Annotated in this window: 15 protein-coding genes; 6 read left to right on the forward strand and 9 right to left on the reverse strand. The window is 69.5% G+C overall.

Annotated features, from left to right (window positions below; genetic code table 11):
• Position 1: 1 nt before the first annotated feature.
• The 3 genes from ribD to KOF26_RS03980 all read right to left on the reverse strand — a co-directional run bounded on the left by ribD (position 2) and on the right by KOF26_RS03980 (position 2,898).
• Positions 2 to 949, reverse strand: coding sequence for a bifunctional diaminohydroxyphosphoribosylaminopyrimidine deaminase/5-amino-6-(5-phosphoribosylamino)uracil reductase RibD (ribD, locus tag KOF26_RS03970; RefSeq protein ID WP_216321659.1), 948 nt, complete (start codon positions 947 to 949; stop codon positions 2 to 4).
• A gap of 278 nt (positions 950 to 1,227) precedes the next feature.
• On the reverse strand, positions 1,228 to 1,548 hold the full coding sequence (locus KOF26_RS03975; protein WP_216320490.1) for a hypothetical protein: 321 nt from the start codon (positions 1,546 to 1,548) through the stop codon (positions 1,228 to 1,230).
• Between the two features lie 9 nt (positions 1,549 to 1,557).
• Positions 1,558 to 2,898 (reverse strand): glutamate--tRNA ligase, encoded by a 1,341-nt coding sequence (locus KOF26_RS03980; protein ID WP_216321661.1) that lies wholly within the window; start codon positions 2,896 to 2,898, stop codon positions 1,558 to 1,560.
• A 100-nt stretch (positions 2,899 to 2,998) separates the two neighbouring features.
• Here KOF26_RS03980 and KOF26_RS03985 point away from each other — a divergent pair, with 100 nt between their 5' ends.
• Entirely contained in the window at positions 2,999 to 3,934 is a 936-nt protein-coding gene (locus tag KOF26_RS03985; RefSeq protein ID WP_216320492.1) for a ribose-phosphate pyrophosphokinase, read from the forward strand.
• Between the two features lie 10 nt (positions 3,935 to 3,944).
• Here the strand turns inward: KOF26_RS03985 and KOF26_RS03990 are convergent, their stop codons facing one another.
• Complete coding sequence (locus KOF26_RS03990) at positions 3,945 to 4,289, reverse strand: hypothetical protein (protein ID WP_216320493.1); 345 nt, start codon at positions 4,287 to 4,289, stop codon at positions 3,945 to 3,947.
• 104 nt (positions 4,290 to 4,393) lie between these two features.
• On the opposite strand from KOF26_RS03990, the gene hisN reads away from it, so the two are divergent.
• Complete coding sequence (gene hisN, locus KOF26_RS03995) at positions 4,394 to 5,158, forward strand: histidinol-phosphatase (RefSeq protein WP_216320495.1); 765 nt, start codon at positions 4,394 to 4,396, stop codon at positions 5,156 to 5,158.
• Here the strand turns inward: hisN and KOF26_RS04000 are convergent.
• Positions 5,155 to 7,239: an AsmA family protein gene (locus tag KOF26_RS04000; protein ID WP_216320497.1), complete on the reverse strand. Its 2,085-nt coding sequence runs from the start codon at positions 7,237 to 7,239 to the stop codon at positions 5,155 to 5,157. The two genes, hisN and KOF26_RS04000, sit on opposite strands and share 4 nt — an antisense overlap.
• Before the next feature lie 165 nt (positions 7,240 to 7,404).
• Between KOF26_RS04000 and rpmI the strand changes: the two genes are divergently transcribed.
• The 4 genes from rpmI to pheT all read left to right on the forward strand — a co-directional run bounded on the left by rpmI (position 7,405) and on the right by pheT (position 11,539).
• Complete coding sequence (gene rpmI, locus KOF26_RS04005) at positions 7,405 to 7,608, forward strand: 50S ribosomal protein L35 (RefSeq protein WP_216320499.1); 204 nt, start codon at positions 7,405 to 7,407, stop codon at positions 7,606 to 7,608.
• A gap of 13 nt (positions 7,609 to 7,621) precedes the next feature.
• Positions 7,622 to 7,999: a 50S ribosomal protein L20 gene (rplT, locus tag KOF26_RS04010; protein ID WP_216320501.1), complete on the forward strand. Its 378-nt coding sequence runs from the start codon at positions 7,622 to 7,624 to the stop codon at positions 7,997 to 7,999.
• A gap of 121 nt (positions 8,000 to 8,120) precedes the next feature.
• On the forward strand, positions 8,121 to 9,203 hold the full coding sequence (pheS, locus tag KOF26_RS04015) for a phenylalanine--tRNA ligase subunit alpha (protein ID WP_216320502.1): 1,083 nt from the start codon (positions 8,121 to 8,123) through the stop codon (positions 9,201 to 9,203).
• Complete coding sequence (pheT, locus tag KOF26_RS04020) at positions 9,200 to 11,539, forward strand: phenylalanine--tRNA ligase subunit beta (RefSeq protein ID WP_216320503.1); 2,340 nt, start codon at positions 9,200 to 9,202, stop codon at positions 11,537 to 11,539. Before pheS ends, pheT begins: the two co-directional genes overlap by 4 nt.
• A gap of 152 nt (positions 11,540 to 11,691) precedes the next feature.
• Here pheT and KOF26_RS04025 read toward each other — a convergent pair whose 3' ends face one another.
• From KOF26_RS04025 to metX, 4 genes are read right to left on the reverse strand one after another with little or no spacing between them, the layout of a single operon-like run.
• Positions 11,692 to 11,865 carry a hypothetical protein gene (locus tag KOF26_RS04025; protein ID WP_216320504.1) on the reverse strand — a complete coding sequence of 58 codons (174 nt, stop codon included), beginning with the start codon at positions 11,863 to 11,865 and terminating at the stop codon, positions 11,692 to 11,694.
• A gap of 44 nt (positions 11,866 to 11,909) precedes the next feature.
• The gene (metW, locus tag KOF26_RS04030; RefSeq protein ID WP_216320505.1) at positions 11,910 to 12,500 is read right to left on the reverse strand and encodes a methionine biosynthesis protein MetW; all 591 of its coding nucleotides are present in this window, start codon (positions 12,498 to 12,500) and stop codon (positions 11,910 to 11,912) included.
• Positions 12,497 to 12,916 (reverse strand): GNAT family N-acetyltransferase, encoded by a 420-nt coding sequence (locus tag KOF26_RS04035; protein WP_216320506.1) that lies wholly within the window; start codon positions 12,914 to 12,916, stop codon positions 12,497 to 12,499. The genes metW and KOF26_RS04035 overlap by 4 nt, the downstream gene beginning before the upstream one ends.
• Positions 12,913 to 14,034: a homoserine O-acetyltransferase MetX gene (gene metX / locus KOF26_RS04040; protein WP_216321663.1), complete on the reverse strand. Its 1,122-nt coding sequence runs from the start codon at positions 14,032 to 14,034 to the stop codon at positions 12,913 to 12,915. The genes KOF26_RS04035 and metX overlap by 4 nt, the downstream gene beginning before the upstream one ends.
• Positions 14,035 to 14,082 lie beyond the last annotated feature (48 nt).

Below are 14,082 nucleotides of genomic sequence, written 5' to 3' on the forward strand. Positions count from 1 at the left end.
GTCAGGCCGCCGCGTAGACCTCCAGCCGGTCGCTGCCAAGCATCCGCGCATCGGCCAGCCGCCAGCGGCCGTGCGCGTCGGCGAGGCTGGCAAGCCCGATATCGCCAAGCGCGGCGCGGCCGGCGCCGATCAGGATCGGCGCGCGATAGAGGAGCAGCCGGTCGACGAGGCGCGCGCGCAGAAAGGCGGCAGCCGTGTCGGCGCCGCCCTCGACGAGCAGCTGATCGACATGGGCGAGGCCGGATATCTCCTCTGGCGCGGCGAGGGTTTCCCAGCCGGCCACCCTGGCGGTGCGGGACAACAGCAGCCGGCGGGGAGAGCGGTCGGCGAGGCCGGGCAGACGCACATCGAGGCTGGGCGCGTCGGCGGCGAAGGTGCCGCGCCCGACAAGGATGGCGTCGGCGCGCGCGCGTTCGAGATGGGCGTGGGCGCGGGCCTGCGCGCCGCTGATCCAGCGGCTTTCGCCCGAGGCGAGCGCGATGCGGCCGTCGAGCGAGGTGGCAAGCTTCAGCGTGACGTGCGGCCGGCCATGCTCCTGCCGGGTGAAGAAGCCGGCCATGGCGGCGCGGGCGGCGGCGGGCGCCATGCCCTCGCTGACGGCGATGCCGGCGGCGCGGAGCCGGGCGACGCCCTTGCCGGCGGTGCGCGGATCGGGATCGCCCACCCCGATCACCACCCGTGCCGGTCGCGCCGCGACCAGCAGGTCGGCGCAGGCGGGGCCACGCGGGCTGTAATGCGCGCACGGCTCAAGAGTGACGTAGACGGTGCTGCCGGCGACACCGGCCGCCGTCGCCGCCGCCAGCGCCACCGCCTCGGCATGAGGCCGGCCGCCGGGCTGGGTCCAGCCGCGCCCGATGACGCGGCCGTCGCGGACGATGATGCAGCCGACATTGGGATTGGGCGCGGTGCGTCCTCGTCCGCGCTCGGACAAAGCGAGGGCAGCGGCCATCCAGCGGGCGTCGGCAGCGGCGGAAGCGGTCATGCGCAGTCGATGAAGTTGACCATATTCACCCGATCGATGCCCGCTGATTGACCGGGCGGGGCGATCATCTGCAAGGCGGGACGGGTGCTCATCAGGGGTGGGTGGCAGAGGCGATCCGGTTAGGGAAGGCGTTTGTTCGCGCCCGCGCTCCGGCGTTCGTGGTCGGATCGCCCGCACCACCCCCGCGGTGACCGGCCGGCGGGGCGGCCGGGTTGCGGGTTGGTGTCAGGGGGCGGAGCGCCCGCTCAATCCATACCGAGCTGCTTCGCCAGTCGCTGATAGGCGGCGCGCTTCTCGGCGAGTTCGCGGTCCTTCACGACCTTGTCGATCTTCTGCTGGGCGATGATCACCGAATCGGGGCGGTCGCCATTGTAATTCTGCACGTAGACAGTGACCGGCGCCTGCGGGCCGGGGTCGGAATCGATGTAGAAGCCGGTCACGATCAGCGCCGGCATGACCAGCGCGAGCATGCCGAAGAGCAGCTGCGAGCGCTCGCGCGTACGGAAGAATTCCTTGAGGTCGCGCCAGGCATTGGCGGGCGACGAGATCGGGGGGAGAACGGCCATAGCGGCAATCTAGTGGCTGCCGCCGGCCTTTGCGAGTCGCTCGACGGCGCGCTCCCGTCCGATCAGCGGCAGCAGGGCGGCCATGTCCGGCCCGTGGGCGCGGCCGGTCAGGGCGAGACGGAGCGGCAGGAACAGCGCCTTGCCCTTTCGATCGGTCGCCCCCTTCAGGGCATTCGTGAGGGCGTGCCAGGGATCGGCGGACCAGTTGATCGCCGCGGCCGTCGCCGCCGCCTCGGCGAGGAAGGCACGGTCGGCCTCGTCGACCGCGGACGGGACCGGGCCTTGCACGACCTGCCACCAGTCGGCCGCCTCGGCGACGGTGGCGAGGTTGGGGCGGATCGCCTCCCACGCCGCCTGGTCCATGCCGGGGGGGAGGCGGCGGGCCACCGCCTCATAGGCCAGCTGGTGGACGATGCGGGCGTTGACGGCGGCCAGCTCCGCCTCGTCGAAGCGGGCCGGGGCGCGGCCGAAACGGGCGAAGTCGAGCCCGGCGGCAAGCGCCGCGCGATCGAGCGTCGGCACCACCGGATCGCTGGTGCCGATGCGGGCGAGGAGGCTGGCGATCGCTTCCGGCTCGATGCCCGCCTCGCGGAAATGGGCGACGCCGAGCGAGCCCAGCCGCTTGGACAGCTTGCCCTCCGCGCCGGTGAGCAGCGCCTCGTGCGCGAAGCGCGGCGCCGTGCCGCCGAGCGCCGAGAACATTTGCAGCTGAATGGCGGTGTTGGTGACATGATCCTCGCCGCGCACGACATGGCTGACGCCCATGTCGATATCGTCGATGACGCTGGGCAGCATGTAGAGCCAGCTGCCATCGGCGCGGCGGACGACGGGGTCGGACTGGGTGCGCGGATCGAAGGACTGGGGCCCGCGCACGAGATCGTCCCACGCCATCGGCTCGTCATGATCGAGCTTGAAGCGCCAGTGCGGGCGGACGCCGCGCGCTTCCAGATCGGCGCGCTCGGCATCGGTGAGGCGCAGCGCCGCGCGATCATAGACCGGCGGCAGGCCGCGCCCGAGCAGCACCTTGCGCTTGAGGTCCAGTTCCCGCCCATCCTCATAGGCCGGATAGATGCGGCCGGCGGCGCGCAATTCCTCGAACCGCGCCTCGTAAAGCGCGCCGCGATCCGACTGGCGGGTCTCGCCGTCCCAGTCCAGGCCCATCCAGCCGAGGTCGGCACGGATCGCATCCGCGAATTCCACGGTGGAGCGGGCGCGGTCGGTATCGTCGAGGCGGAGCAGGAAGCGGCCGCCGGCGGCGCGGGCGAACAGCCAGTTATGCAAGGCGGTGCGCAGGTTGCCGACATGGAGCAGGCCGGTGGGCGACGGCGCGAAACGGGTGGTGACGGACATGGCGCTGCTGATAGCCAGCGCCGGCCTGTCCGTCACGACCGTTGCGATGATCGGGTTGAGACCCTAAGGGGCCGGCATTGTCGGGAGGTTTGTGAAACCCATGAAACTGATGTCGGGCAACGCCAACCTGCCTTTGGCACGCGCCATCTCCGAATATCTCGACCTGAAGCTGACGGACGCCTCGGTGCGCCGCTTCGCCGACGAGGAGGTGTTCGTCGAGATTCATGAGAATGTGCGCGGCGAGGACGTCTTCGTCCTCCAGTCGACCGCCTATCCGGCCAACGACAATCTCATGGAATTGCTGATCTGCATCGATGCGCTCAAGCGCGCGTCGGCGCGGCGGATCACCGCGGTGGTGCCCTATTTCGGCTATGCCCGGCAGGATCGCAAACCGGGCCCGCGCACGCCGATCTCGGCCAAGCTGGTCGCCAACCTGGTCACGGTGGCGGGCGCCGATCGCGTGCTGTCCGTCGATCTGCACGCCGGGCAGATTCAGGGCTTCTTCGATATCCCGACCGACAATCTCTACGCCGCGCCGGTGATGTCGGCGGACATCAACGCGCGCTTCGCCGGGCGCAACCTGATGGTGGTGTCGCCGGACGTGGGCGGCGTGGTGCGTGCCCGCGCGCTCTCCAAGCGGCTCAACAACGCGCCGCTCGCGATCGTCGACAAGCGGCGCGAGCGGCCGGGCGAATCCGAGGTGATGAACATCATCGGCGACGTGCGCGGACGCTTCTGCATCCTCGTCGACGATATTGTCGATTCCGCCGGCACGCTCTGCAACGCCGCCGCCGCGCTGCGTGAGGCGGGGGCCGAGGACGTCGTCGCCTATGTCAGCCACGGCGTGCTGTCGGGGGGCGCGGTGGCGCGCGTCGAGGGATCGGCGCTGACCGAGCTGGTCGTCACCGATTCGATCGAGCCGCCGGCTGCCGTCTCCGGCGCCTCCAAGATCCGGCTGTTGACGATCGCCCCCTTGCTCGCCGAGGCGATCAAGCGGATCGCCGACGAAAGCTCGGTGTCGTCGCTGTTCGACTAGGGCTCAGGCCCTAGGGCTGGAGCAGGAGGGCCAGCACCGCCGCGAACGCATTCACGGTGATGCGGACGGGGTGGGGCAACAGATCCTGCAGGAACACCCCGACAGTGTGCGAGAGCAGCCAGTAGAGCAGCCAGCTGACCAGCCCGACGACCAGCGCAAGGCCGGCCAGCATCGCGATGCCGACGCGGTTGCGGATCTGGCGCGCGGAGACCGACCCGGAACGGAACGAGCTTGAGCGCCGCGCCTCCTGCCGCCGGGCCATTTCGCCGCGCACGTCGCTGAGCTCGCCGCGCAATCGGCGCAGCTCGATCAACACGTCATTCTCGCTCATCCGGCTGGTCTCGTGCCTGCGCATCCTTTGTCCTCGTTCCGCACCCTCCCCGGTGGACGCAGCCTGTCACAGCAGAGGCGCAGCGCGCAAGCTTTGCGCGTGGCGGGAGTTCCGCTAGTCCACCGCCCATGAACGAGTCCGACATTGCCCTGGCCCATCGCCTCGCCGAAGCCGCCGGCGCGGCGATCCGCCCTTACTGGCGCGGCGCCTTCGGCCTCGAGACCAAGGGAGACGCCTCGCCGGTGACGCTGGCCGACCGCGCCTCGGAAGCCGCGATGCGCGCCATCCTCGCCGCCGAACGCCCGGACGACGGCGTCGTCGGCGAGGAATATGGCGCCGACCGCCCGGAGGCGGAGCGGATCTGGGTGCTCGATCCGATTGACGGCACCCGCGCCTTCATCGCCGGGCGGCCGTTGTTCGGCACGCTGATCGCGTTGATTGAGGGAGACAGCCCCGTGCTCGGCGTGATCGACCAGCCGATCATCGGGGATCGGTGGATCGGGGCGCGGGGCCGCCCGACCCTGCTCGGCGAACGTCCGGCGAAAACGCGGGCCTGCGCGGCGCTGGCCCAGGCGCATCTCGCCACCACCGGACCCTATCTCTTCCCCGGCGAGGACCAGCCGCGCTTCGAGGCACTGCGCGGCCGATGCCGCGACACGCTCTGGGGCGGGGATTGTCACAATTACGGGCTGGTCGCGAGCGGGCACCTCGACCTTGTCGTCGAATCGATGCTGAAGCTGCATGATTTCGCGGCGCTGGTGCCGGTGGTCGAGGGCGCCGGCGGGGTGATGCGGGACTGGCAGGGCCGGCCGCTCGGCCGGGACAGCGATGGGCGGGTGATCGCCGCCGGTGATCCGGTGCTGATCGAGCAGACGGTGGCGGCGCTCGCCTAGCGCGCCTTCTCCCGATTCTCGCTGACCTTGCCGACATCCTTGCGCGGCTCGCCCTTGGTGGTCCGCTGGGCGGCGGCGGTGGCGCCGGCGAGGACGGGCGCGCAGGACGCGGCCTTGGCGTCGCCGACGTCGATGAAGGCGAGGACGGCGGCGAGCGGGCTCGCCACCGCGCCCAGCGCGACGCCGGCGCCGGCGCGGGTGAGCAACTGCGGCGACAGGATCTGAACGCCGGGCCTCGCGAAATAGCCGTTGATGCCGACCGGCGACTGGCCCGAGAACAGGCTGAACTTCTTGCCGTCGGCGCGGAAGGCGAGATCGAGCGATTCGTCGCGGAAGCTGAAGCCGCCCTTTGCCGCCATCACGTTCTTGTCGGTATCGATGAGGATCGGGTCCGCGGCCGCCACGCCGTTCCGGACGGTGAAGGCGATCAGGCCGCAATTGATCTCGATCGGCTTCTTCAGCTGATCCTGCAGCAGCTTCTGGAGGAACAGGCCGACGTCGAACTCGGCGAGCTGGACATATTGGGTCCAGAAGGTGCCTGCCGGCAGGATGATGGCGATCCGCCCGTCGGAGCTGGCCAGCGATTCGCGCAGCGTGTCGCCCGTGCCGCGCAGCTTGACCCGCGCCTTCACCGTGCCGGTGGTGCCGGCATTGAAGAAGCCGGTACGGCGGAACAGCGTGGCGAGCGGCGTCGGCGACAGGCGGATGTCGTAATCGGTCAGCACCGCGCGCTTGCGGGCATCGATGACGATGTCCGCCGCGACCTCGCCACCGGAAACCTTGGCGGTCATCGGCGACAGCTTCATCAGGCTGTGATCGAGATCGAAGACGAGGGCGAGGTTCGACAGCGGCACGAAGGGCTGGCGGATGTCCGCGACCTTGTAGTTCACATGCGCGTCGAAATTGCGGATCGATTCGATGCGCAGCGGCGCGTCGGGCAGCAGCCGCGGCGTGCCGGTTTGGGCGACGGCGGCCTGGACGCCGGTGGTCGCCAGCTTCTGCGGATCATAGCCGAGGAACGGGCCGATATCGATGATGTCGACCTTGCGCGAGGCGAGGTCGGCATCGATGCGCAGGCGATCGTCCGGCATCTTGATGGTCATCCGCCCGGCCAGATCCGAATCGCCGAAGGCGCCGCGCAGCCGGGTGAAACGCCATTCCTCGCCGGCCTTGGTGAGGTCGGAGCGGAAGCGGTAGCGTCGGGTATCCGGCACGGCGACGCCGAGGAAATCGAACAGCAGCCTGAGATTCGGCCCGCGCACCGTCATGTCGAGGGCGGCGCCCTCGATCTGGGTGGCGGCCGGCAGGGTGCCGGACACATCCATCAGCGTCGGGCCGGACGCGGCGTGGAGGACGAGCCGGGTGCGGCCCATCCGCGCCGTTTCGTTGGGGGAGAGGATCGCGCCGTTCATCACGAAGCGGCGGCCGCGCAACGTGCCGTCGCCGGTGAAGCCGACGCGATTGTCGGCGATGCGGGTATCGGTGGAGCGCACCGTATCGACCTTGACGTCGGTGGCGAGCTGGAGCTGCGGATCGACGTAGCGCGCGGTGGTGCGGGTGACGAAGGCGCGCTCGATCACCGGCCATTGGAATGGCTTGCCGGTGCTTTCGCCGAACGTCCAGGTGTTGCGGCGCTTCGCATCCCATTCGGCGTCGATGGCCGCGCCATCCAGCACGAGATATTCGGCATGGCGCGCGCCCCGGAACAGATAGGCGAAGGTCTTGATCCGCGTGTCGATCAGCCTTGCCGAGAAGAAGTTCGGGCGCGGCGCCCAGCCGGGATTGGCGATGGTCAATCCTTCGGCCAGGAACTGCGTATCGAAGATGTTGAAATAGAACTGGAAGTCGCCCGCCACGCGGATCTGGCGATCGGCCATGCGGCTGGCGTATTTCTCGAACACGTGCTTCAGGAAGCGGCCCTTGGTGATGTAGAGGATCGCCCAGGCGAGCACGATCAGCGCCAGGATCGCGCCCAGGATACGCAAGCCGATGGCCAGCGGGCCGGCGCGCCGCTTGTGCGGTGGCTCCGGAGCGCGGACCTCCGCCGCGCCGTCGCGGTCGATGGGCTGCTCGCTGGTCATGAAAGGGCAGAACGGAACGCGCCGCCTACAGGTTCCTGCCGGCTTGCCTTTCGCGAGGCCAGCCCCTATAGGCCCGCGCTCGATCGAGGGATGGCCCGGCCAGTGTGGGCTGCCGTGGCGCGTTCGCAATCGACGACCGATTTTGGTCATTCAACGGAGTCGAAAATGCCCAAGCTCAAGACGAAGAGCGGCGTGAAAAAGCGCTTCAAGCTCACCGCGACGGGCAAGATCAAGCACGGTGTGGCCGGCAAGCGCCACCGCCTGATCTCGCACAACGCGAAGTATATCCGCCAGAACCGCGGCACCAGCGTGCTCTCCGATGCGGACACCCGCACCGTGAAGCTCTGGGCTCCCTACGGCCTGAACTGAGGGAGGCTAGACTATGGCACGCGTCAAGCGGGGCACGACCACCCGCGCCAAGCATAACCGGATCCTGGAACAGGCGAAGGGCTATTATGGCCGTCGCAAGAACACGATCCGTATCGCCCGCCAGGCCGTCGAGAAGGCCGGGCAGTACGCCTATCGCGACCGCAAGGTTAAGAAGCGGTCGTTCCGGGCGCTCTGGATCCAGCGTATCAACGCCGCGGTCCGCGCCGAAGGCCTGACCTATGGCGTGTTCATGCACGGCCTCAAGCTGGCCGGTGTCGAACTCGACCGCAAGGTTCTGGCCGACATCGCCATGCACGAGGGCGAGGCGTTCAGCGCGATCATCGCCCAGGCGAAGGCAGCGCTTCCGGAGGGCGCGCGCGTCAGCGCGTAACCTTCGGGCACCAGCCGAAGCATTCGGGGCGCGGATGGCCAGCGGGCTTTCCGCGCCCCTTTTCTTTCCCCGTCACTCCGGTCATGTGCCGCCACGGCCAGACCCGCAGGTAAGACGAAGCATGACCGATATCGCGACATTGCAGGGCGAGCTGCTCGCCGCCATCGCCGCCGCCGCCGCTCCCGACGCGCTGGAGGCGCAGCGCGTCCATGCGCTCGGCAAGCAGGGGGTCGTCACCGGCCTGCTGAAGACGCTTGGAGCGATGTCCGCCGACGAGCGGCAGGCCGAGGGCCCGCGCATCCACGGCCTGCGCGAGGCGGTCACCGCCGCCATCGCCGAGCGCAAGGCGGCGCTGGATCGCGCCGCGCTCGACGCGCGGCTCGCCGCCGAGCGCGAGGATGTCACGCTCCCCTACGGCCTGCCGGCGGCCGGCTCGGTGCACCCCGTCTCCCAGGTGATGGACGAGCTGGCGGAGATTTTCGCCGATCTCGGCTTCGCCGTCGCCACCGGCCCGGAGATCGAGGACGACTGGCACAATTTCACCGCGCTCAACATCCCGGAGCTGCATCCGGCGCGCGCGATGCACGACACCTTCTATTTCCCGGACGAGCGGGAAGGGCGGAAGATGCTGCTGCGCACCCACACCTCGCCGGTGCAGATCCGCACCATGCTGAACCAGCCGCCGCCGATCCGCATCATCGCGCCGGGGCGCACCTATCGTTCGGATTCGGACGCCACACACACGCCCATGTTCCATCAGGTGGAGGGCCTGGTCATCGATCGGGGCATCCATATGGGGCATCTCAAATGGACGCTGGAGACGTTCGTGCGCGCCTTCTTCGAGCGGGACGACATCGTGCTGCGCATGCGGCCGAGCTATTTCCCGTTCACGGAGCCCTCCGCCGAGGTCGATGTCGGCTATACCCGCAAGGACGGCAAGCGGATCATCGGCGGCGGCGAGCCCGATGGCTGGATGGAGATTCTCGGCTCCGGCATGGTCCATCCCAAGGTGCTGGCCGCGTGCGGGCTGGATCCGGAGGAATGGTCCGGCTTCGCCTTCGGCTGCGGCATCGATCGGCTGGCCATGCTGAAATATGGCATGGACGATCTGCGTGCCTTCTTCGACGGGGACCTGCGCTGGCTGCGCACCTACGGGTTCGCCAGCCTTGACGTGCCGACGCTTTCCGGGGGTATCTCGGCGTGAAATTCTCTCTTTCCTGGCTCAAGGATCATCTCGACACGCAGGCCGACGCCGCGACCGTCGCCGAGGCGCTGACCCGCGTCGGCCTCGAGGTGGAAGGCGTGAGCAATGCGGCCGATGCGCTCGCCCCGTTCACCATTGCGCGCGTGCTCACCGCCGAGCGCCATCCGCAGGCGGACAAGCTGCAGGTGCTGTCGGTGGATGCGGGCAACGGGCCGATGCAGGTGGTGTGCGGCGCGCCCAATGCCCGCGCCGGGCTGGTCGGCATCTTCGGCCCGCCGGGAGCCTATGTGCCGGGCCTCGACGTGACCTTGAAGGTGGCGGCGATCCGCGGCGTCGAATCAAACGGCATGATGTGTTCGGCCCGCGAACTGCAACTGGGCGAGGGGCATGACGGCATCGTCGAGCTGCCCGGCGATGCGCCGGTCGGCGTCGCCTATGCGCAATGGGCGGGGCTGGACGATCCGGTATTCGACGTGTCGATCACGCCCAACCGGCAGGATTGCATGGGCGTGCGCGGCATCGCCCGCGACCTGGCCGCTGCCGGCCTGGGCACGCTGAAGCCGCTCGCCGTCCCGTCGATCGCCGGCGAGGGCGCCGCGGCGGTGGCGATCCGCACTGACGATCCGGAGGGCTGCCCGGCCTTCTACGGCCGCACCGTGGCCGGCGTCGCCAACGGGCCGTCGCCCGATTGGCTGCGGCGGCGGCTGGAAGCGGTGGACCAGCGCAGCATCTCGGCGCTGGTCGACATCACCAATTATGTGATGATCGATCTCGGCCGGCCGCTGCACGTCTACGATATGGCGAAATTGTCCGGCGCGCTGGTGGCGCGGCGGGCGCGGGACGGCGAGAGCGTCGAGGCGCTCAACGGCAAGACCTACGCGCTCACCCCGGCGATGACGGTGATCGCCGACGATGTCGGCGTCCACGATATCGGCGGCATCATGGGCGGCGAGCATTCCGGCGTGGTCGACGCGACGACCGACATCGTCATCGAGTGCGCCTATTTCGATCCCGCGGCGATCGCGCGCACCGGGCAGGCGCTGGGCCTCACCTCGGACGCGCGGCAGCGGTTCGAGCGCGGTGTTGATCCTGCTTTCCTCGACGACGGCCTCGCCATCGCCACCGGGCTGGTGCTCGATCTGTGCGGCGGTCGGCCGTCCGAAGTGATCCGGGCCGGCGCGCCGCCGGTGACGCCGCGCACGGTCGCCTTCGATCCGGCGCGGACGCCGGCGCTGGGCGGCATCGACGTGCCCGCCGACCGGCAGCGTGCGATCCTCGAATCGCTGGGCTTCGGCGTCGGCGGCGACTGGACGGTGACGGTGCCGAGCTGGCGCCGCGACGTCGACGGCACCGCCGACCTCGTCGAGGAAGTGGTGAGGATCGCCGGGCTCGACAGCGTGCCCTCTACGCCGCTGGCCCGCGCCGAGGGGGTGGCCAAGCCGACCGCGTCCGACGCGCAGCTCGTCGAGCGGCGCATCCGCCGGGCGGCCGCCGCGCGCGGCCTGCACGAGGCGGTGACGTGGAGCTTTATCTCCGAGGAGGAGGCGCGGCCGTTCGGCGGCGGCGCCTGGACCCTCGCCAATCCGATCAGCGAGTCGTTGAAGGTGATGCGGCCCTCATTGCTGCCGGGCCTTGTCGCCGCTGCCCAGCGCAATCGCGCGCGCGGCGAGGACGCGGTGCGGCTGTTCGAGATCGGCCGGCGCTATGCCGCCGACGCCGAGCATCCGACGCTCGGCTTCGTCCGCTCGGTGGACGAGGTGGGTCTCGGCGGGCGCGAGCCGGGCGGCTGGGCGGCGGCCAAGGCCGACGCGCTGGCGCTGATCGCGGCGGTCTCGGGCCGGGATCTTGCGCAGCGGCTGCGCGTCGAGGCGCCGGCCAGCCCCTGGTATCATCCAGGGCGCTCGGGCGTGCTCAAGCTCGGGGCGAGGCCGGTGGCCGAGTTCGGCGAGCTGCATCCGGAACTGCTGCGCGCCGCCGGCCTGCGCCATGCGGCGTGTGCCGGCGAACTCTTCCTTGATGCGCTGACGCTGCGCCGCGCGGGCAAGAAGCCCGCCTATGCGCCCAATCCGCTCCAGCCGGTGAAGCGCGACTTCGCCTTCGTGCTGCCGGAGGACAAGCCCGCCGCGCAGCTCGATCTGGCGATCCGCAAGGCGGACAAGCTGGTGGAGGACGTGACCTTCTTCGACCTGTTCCGCCTGCCCTCGGGCGAGCGCTCGCTCGCGCTGCGCGTCACGCTCCAGCCGGCGCAGGCGAGCTTCACCGACGCCGAGCTGAAGGCCATCTCCGACCGCATCGTCGCCGCCGCGGAGAAGGCGGGGGCGAGCCTGAGGGGGTAGGGCGCTCTTGAATTGGATGCGCTCAATGAGCATATTCGTGGCACGTTGCTGGCGAGTCGTTGTGACCACCAACTTCCCGGGGCCTCGGCTGTGTCAGCGGCCGGGGCCTCACACATTCGGGGACGGAATGTCAGCTCCGCCCCCGAACGCCGCTACTTGGAGCGGGCTACCTCGATGATTTTCAACACCAAGGCAGCAAATGCCACCGCCAGCATGGCTATGCTGGTGATGGCTTCCACGTTGCTCGTCGTCGTTGTTCTCACCTCCTTTTGACGGGAGGATTGCCGCGCCTCTGTCAGGAAGCGCCGCCCCGTCGTGGTGAGCATCGCATCGTTACGTCTCCGATATCAAGGAGCGGTGGTCCAGCCACTTACCGCCTCAACAGGAACACCGCGTGCTCGGCGCGGAAATTCGCGGCCGCCGCGCTGGTCCTGCGGCCGCGGTTGAGGAACCAGGCGCCTTCGGTGGTGATGCCGCGCGCGCGCAGGAAGGCGCGGAAATCGTCCACGGTCAGATGGTGGATGTTGGGCGTGTCATACCATTGTTCGGGCAGGTTCTTCGTCACCGGCATCCGCCCGCCCCACAGCAGCGACGCGCGCACCCGCCAATGGGCGAAGTTCGGGAAGGAGACGAACGCTCGGCGGCCGATGCGCAGCAGCTCGTCCAGCACCCGGTCGGGCGCGCGCGTGGTCTGCAGCGTCTGGGAAAGGATGGCATAGTCGAAGCTGTCGGTGGGATAGTCGGCAAGGTCGGTGTCGGCGTCGCCCTGCACCACCGACAGGCCGCGCGCGACGGCGGCGGCGACATTGGTGCCGTCGATCTCGATGCCGCGCGGGCGCGCCTGCTTGGTATCGCGCAGCGCCGCCATCAGGCCGCCATCGCCGCAGCCGACATCGAGCACGCTGGCGCCGGCCGCGACATGATCGGCGATGATCGCGAGATCGGGACGAAGCGCGCTCACCGCCGGTGCGCCTCGGGATCGTGGCGCTGGAGCAGGCGATCCGGCCGGTCCACCGGCTTCCAGCCCAGCGCCTCGTAGACGCCGTGCGCGTCCCAGGTGGCGAGCATCCAGCGGCGCAGATTCTGCAGCTCGGGATGCTCCATCAGCCAGCGCACCATCGCCCGCCCGATGCCGAGGCCGCGCGCCCGCTCCAGCACGAACACGTCGGCGAGCCAGGCGAAGGTGGCGCGATCGGTGATGACGCGGGCGAAGCCGATCTGGCCCGTCTCGTCGAGCGCGCTGACGCACAGCGAATTGGCGGCGGCGCGCGCCACCAGCTCGCGCGAGATGCCGGGCGACCAGTAGCTCCGGGTGAGGTAGCCGTGGACGACATCAAGGTCGATGTCGGCGGGATCGCCGGACAGGCGCACGCTCACCGGCTTTCTCCCGCCCGCAGGAAGCCATCGACGACGCGGAACAGCTCCGGCGTGTCGAGAAGGAAGGCGTCGTGACCGTAGGGCGAGGAGATTTCGACGAAGCTCGCCTCGGCCCCGGCCGCATTCAGGGCATGGACGATGATGCGCGATTCGGGCGTGGGATAAAGCCAGTCCGTGTCGAAGGAGACGATGCAAAAGCGCGTGCGCGTATCGCGGAAGGCATCCGCCAGCCGCCCGCCATGCGCTTCGGCCAGATCGAAATAGTCGATGGCGCGGGTGATGTAGAGATAGGAATTGGCGTCGAACCGGTCGGTGAAGGCGAGGCCCTGGTGGCGCAGATAGCTCTCCACCTGGAAATCGGCGTCAAAGCCGAAGCTTTTCGCCTCGCGCGCCTGCAGGCGGCGGCCGAACTTTCCGGTCAGCCCCGCTTCCGAGAGATAGGTGATGTGCGCCGCCATGCGCGCCACCGCGAGGCCGGCGGTGGGCGCCTGGCCAGTGGCGTAGTAATCGCCGCCACGCCAGTTTGGATCGGCCATGATCGCCTGCCGGCCGACCTCGTTGAAGGCGATGTTCTGCGCGGAATGACGTGCGGTGGTGGCGATGCCGACCACCGCCTCCACCCGATCGGGAAAGGTCGCCGCCCATTCCAGCGCCTGCATGCCGCCCATCGAGCCGCCGACCACCGCCTCCAGCCGCGCGATGCCGAGATGGTCCAGCAGAAGCGCCTGGGCGCGCACCATGTCGCGGATGGTGATCACCGGGAAGCGCATCGCATAAGGCAGGCCCGTCACCGGATCGAGCGAGGCCGGCCCCGACGAGCCCATGCACGAGCCCAGGACATTGGTGCTGATGATGAAGTGGCGATCGGGGTCGATCGGCAGGCCCGGCCCGACCATGCGCGACCACCAGCCCGGCTTGCCAGTGATCGGGTGGGCGGAGGCGACATGCTGGTCGCCGGTGAGCGCGTGGCAGATGAGGATCGCGTTGCTCTTGTCGGGGGCGAGCGTGCCATAGGTCTCATAGGCGATATCGATCGCGGCGAGGCTGCCGCCCCCGTCCAGCGCCAGCGGCCCGGACAGGCGCGCGGTGCGGGCGAGGCCGAAGCGGCTGTCGTCGATGGCAGTGGAGGCGGAAACGATCGCGGCGGTCACTGTTCTGCCCTTGTG

The organism is Sphingomonas quercus (assembly GCF_018863195.1).
Classification (GTDB): domain Bacteria; phylum Pseudomonadota; class Alphaproteobacteria; order Sphingomonadales; family Sphingomonadaceae; genus Solisphingomonas; species Solisphingomonas quercus.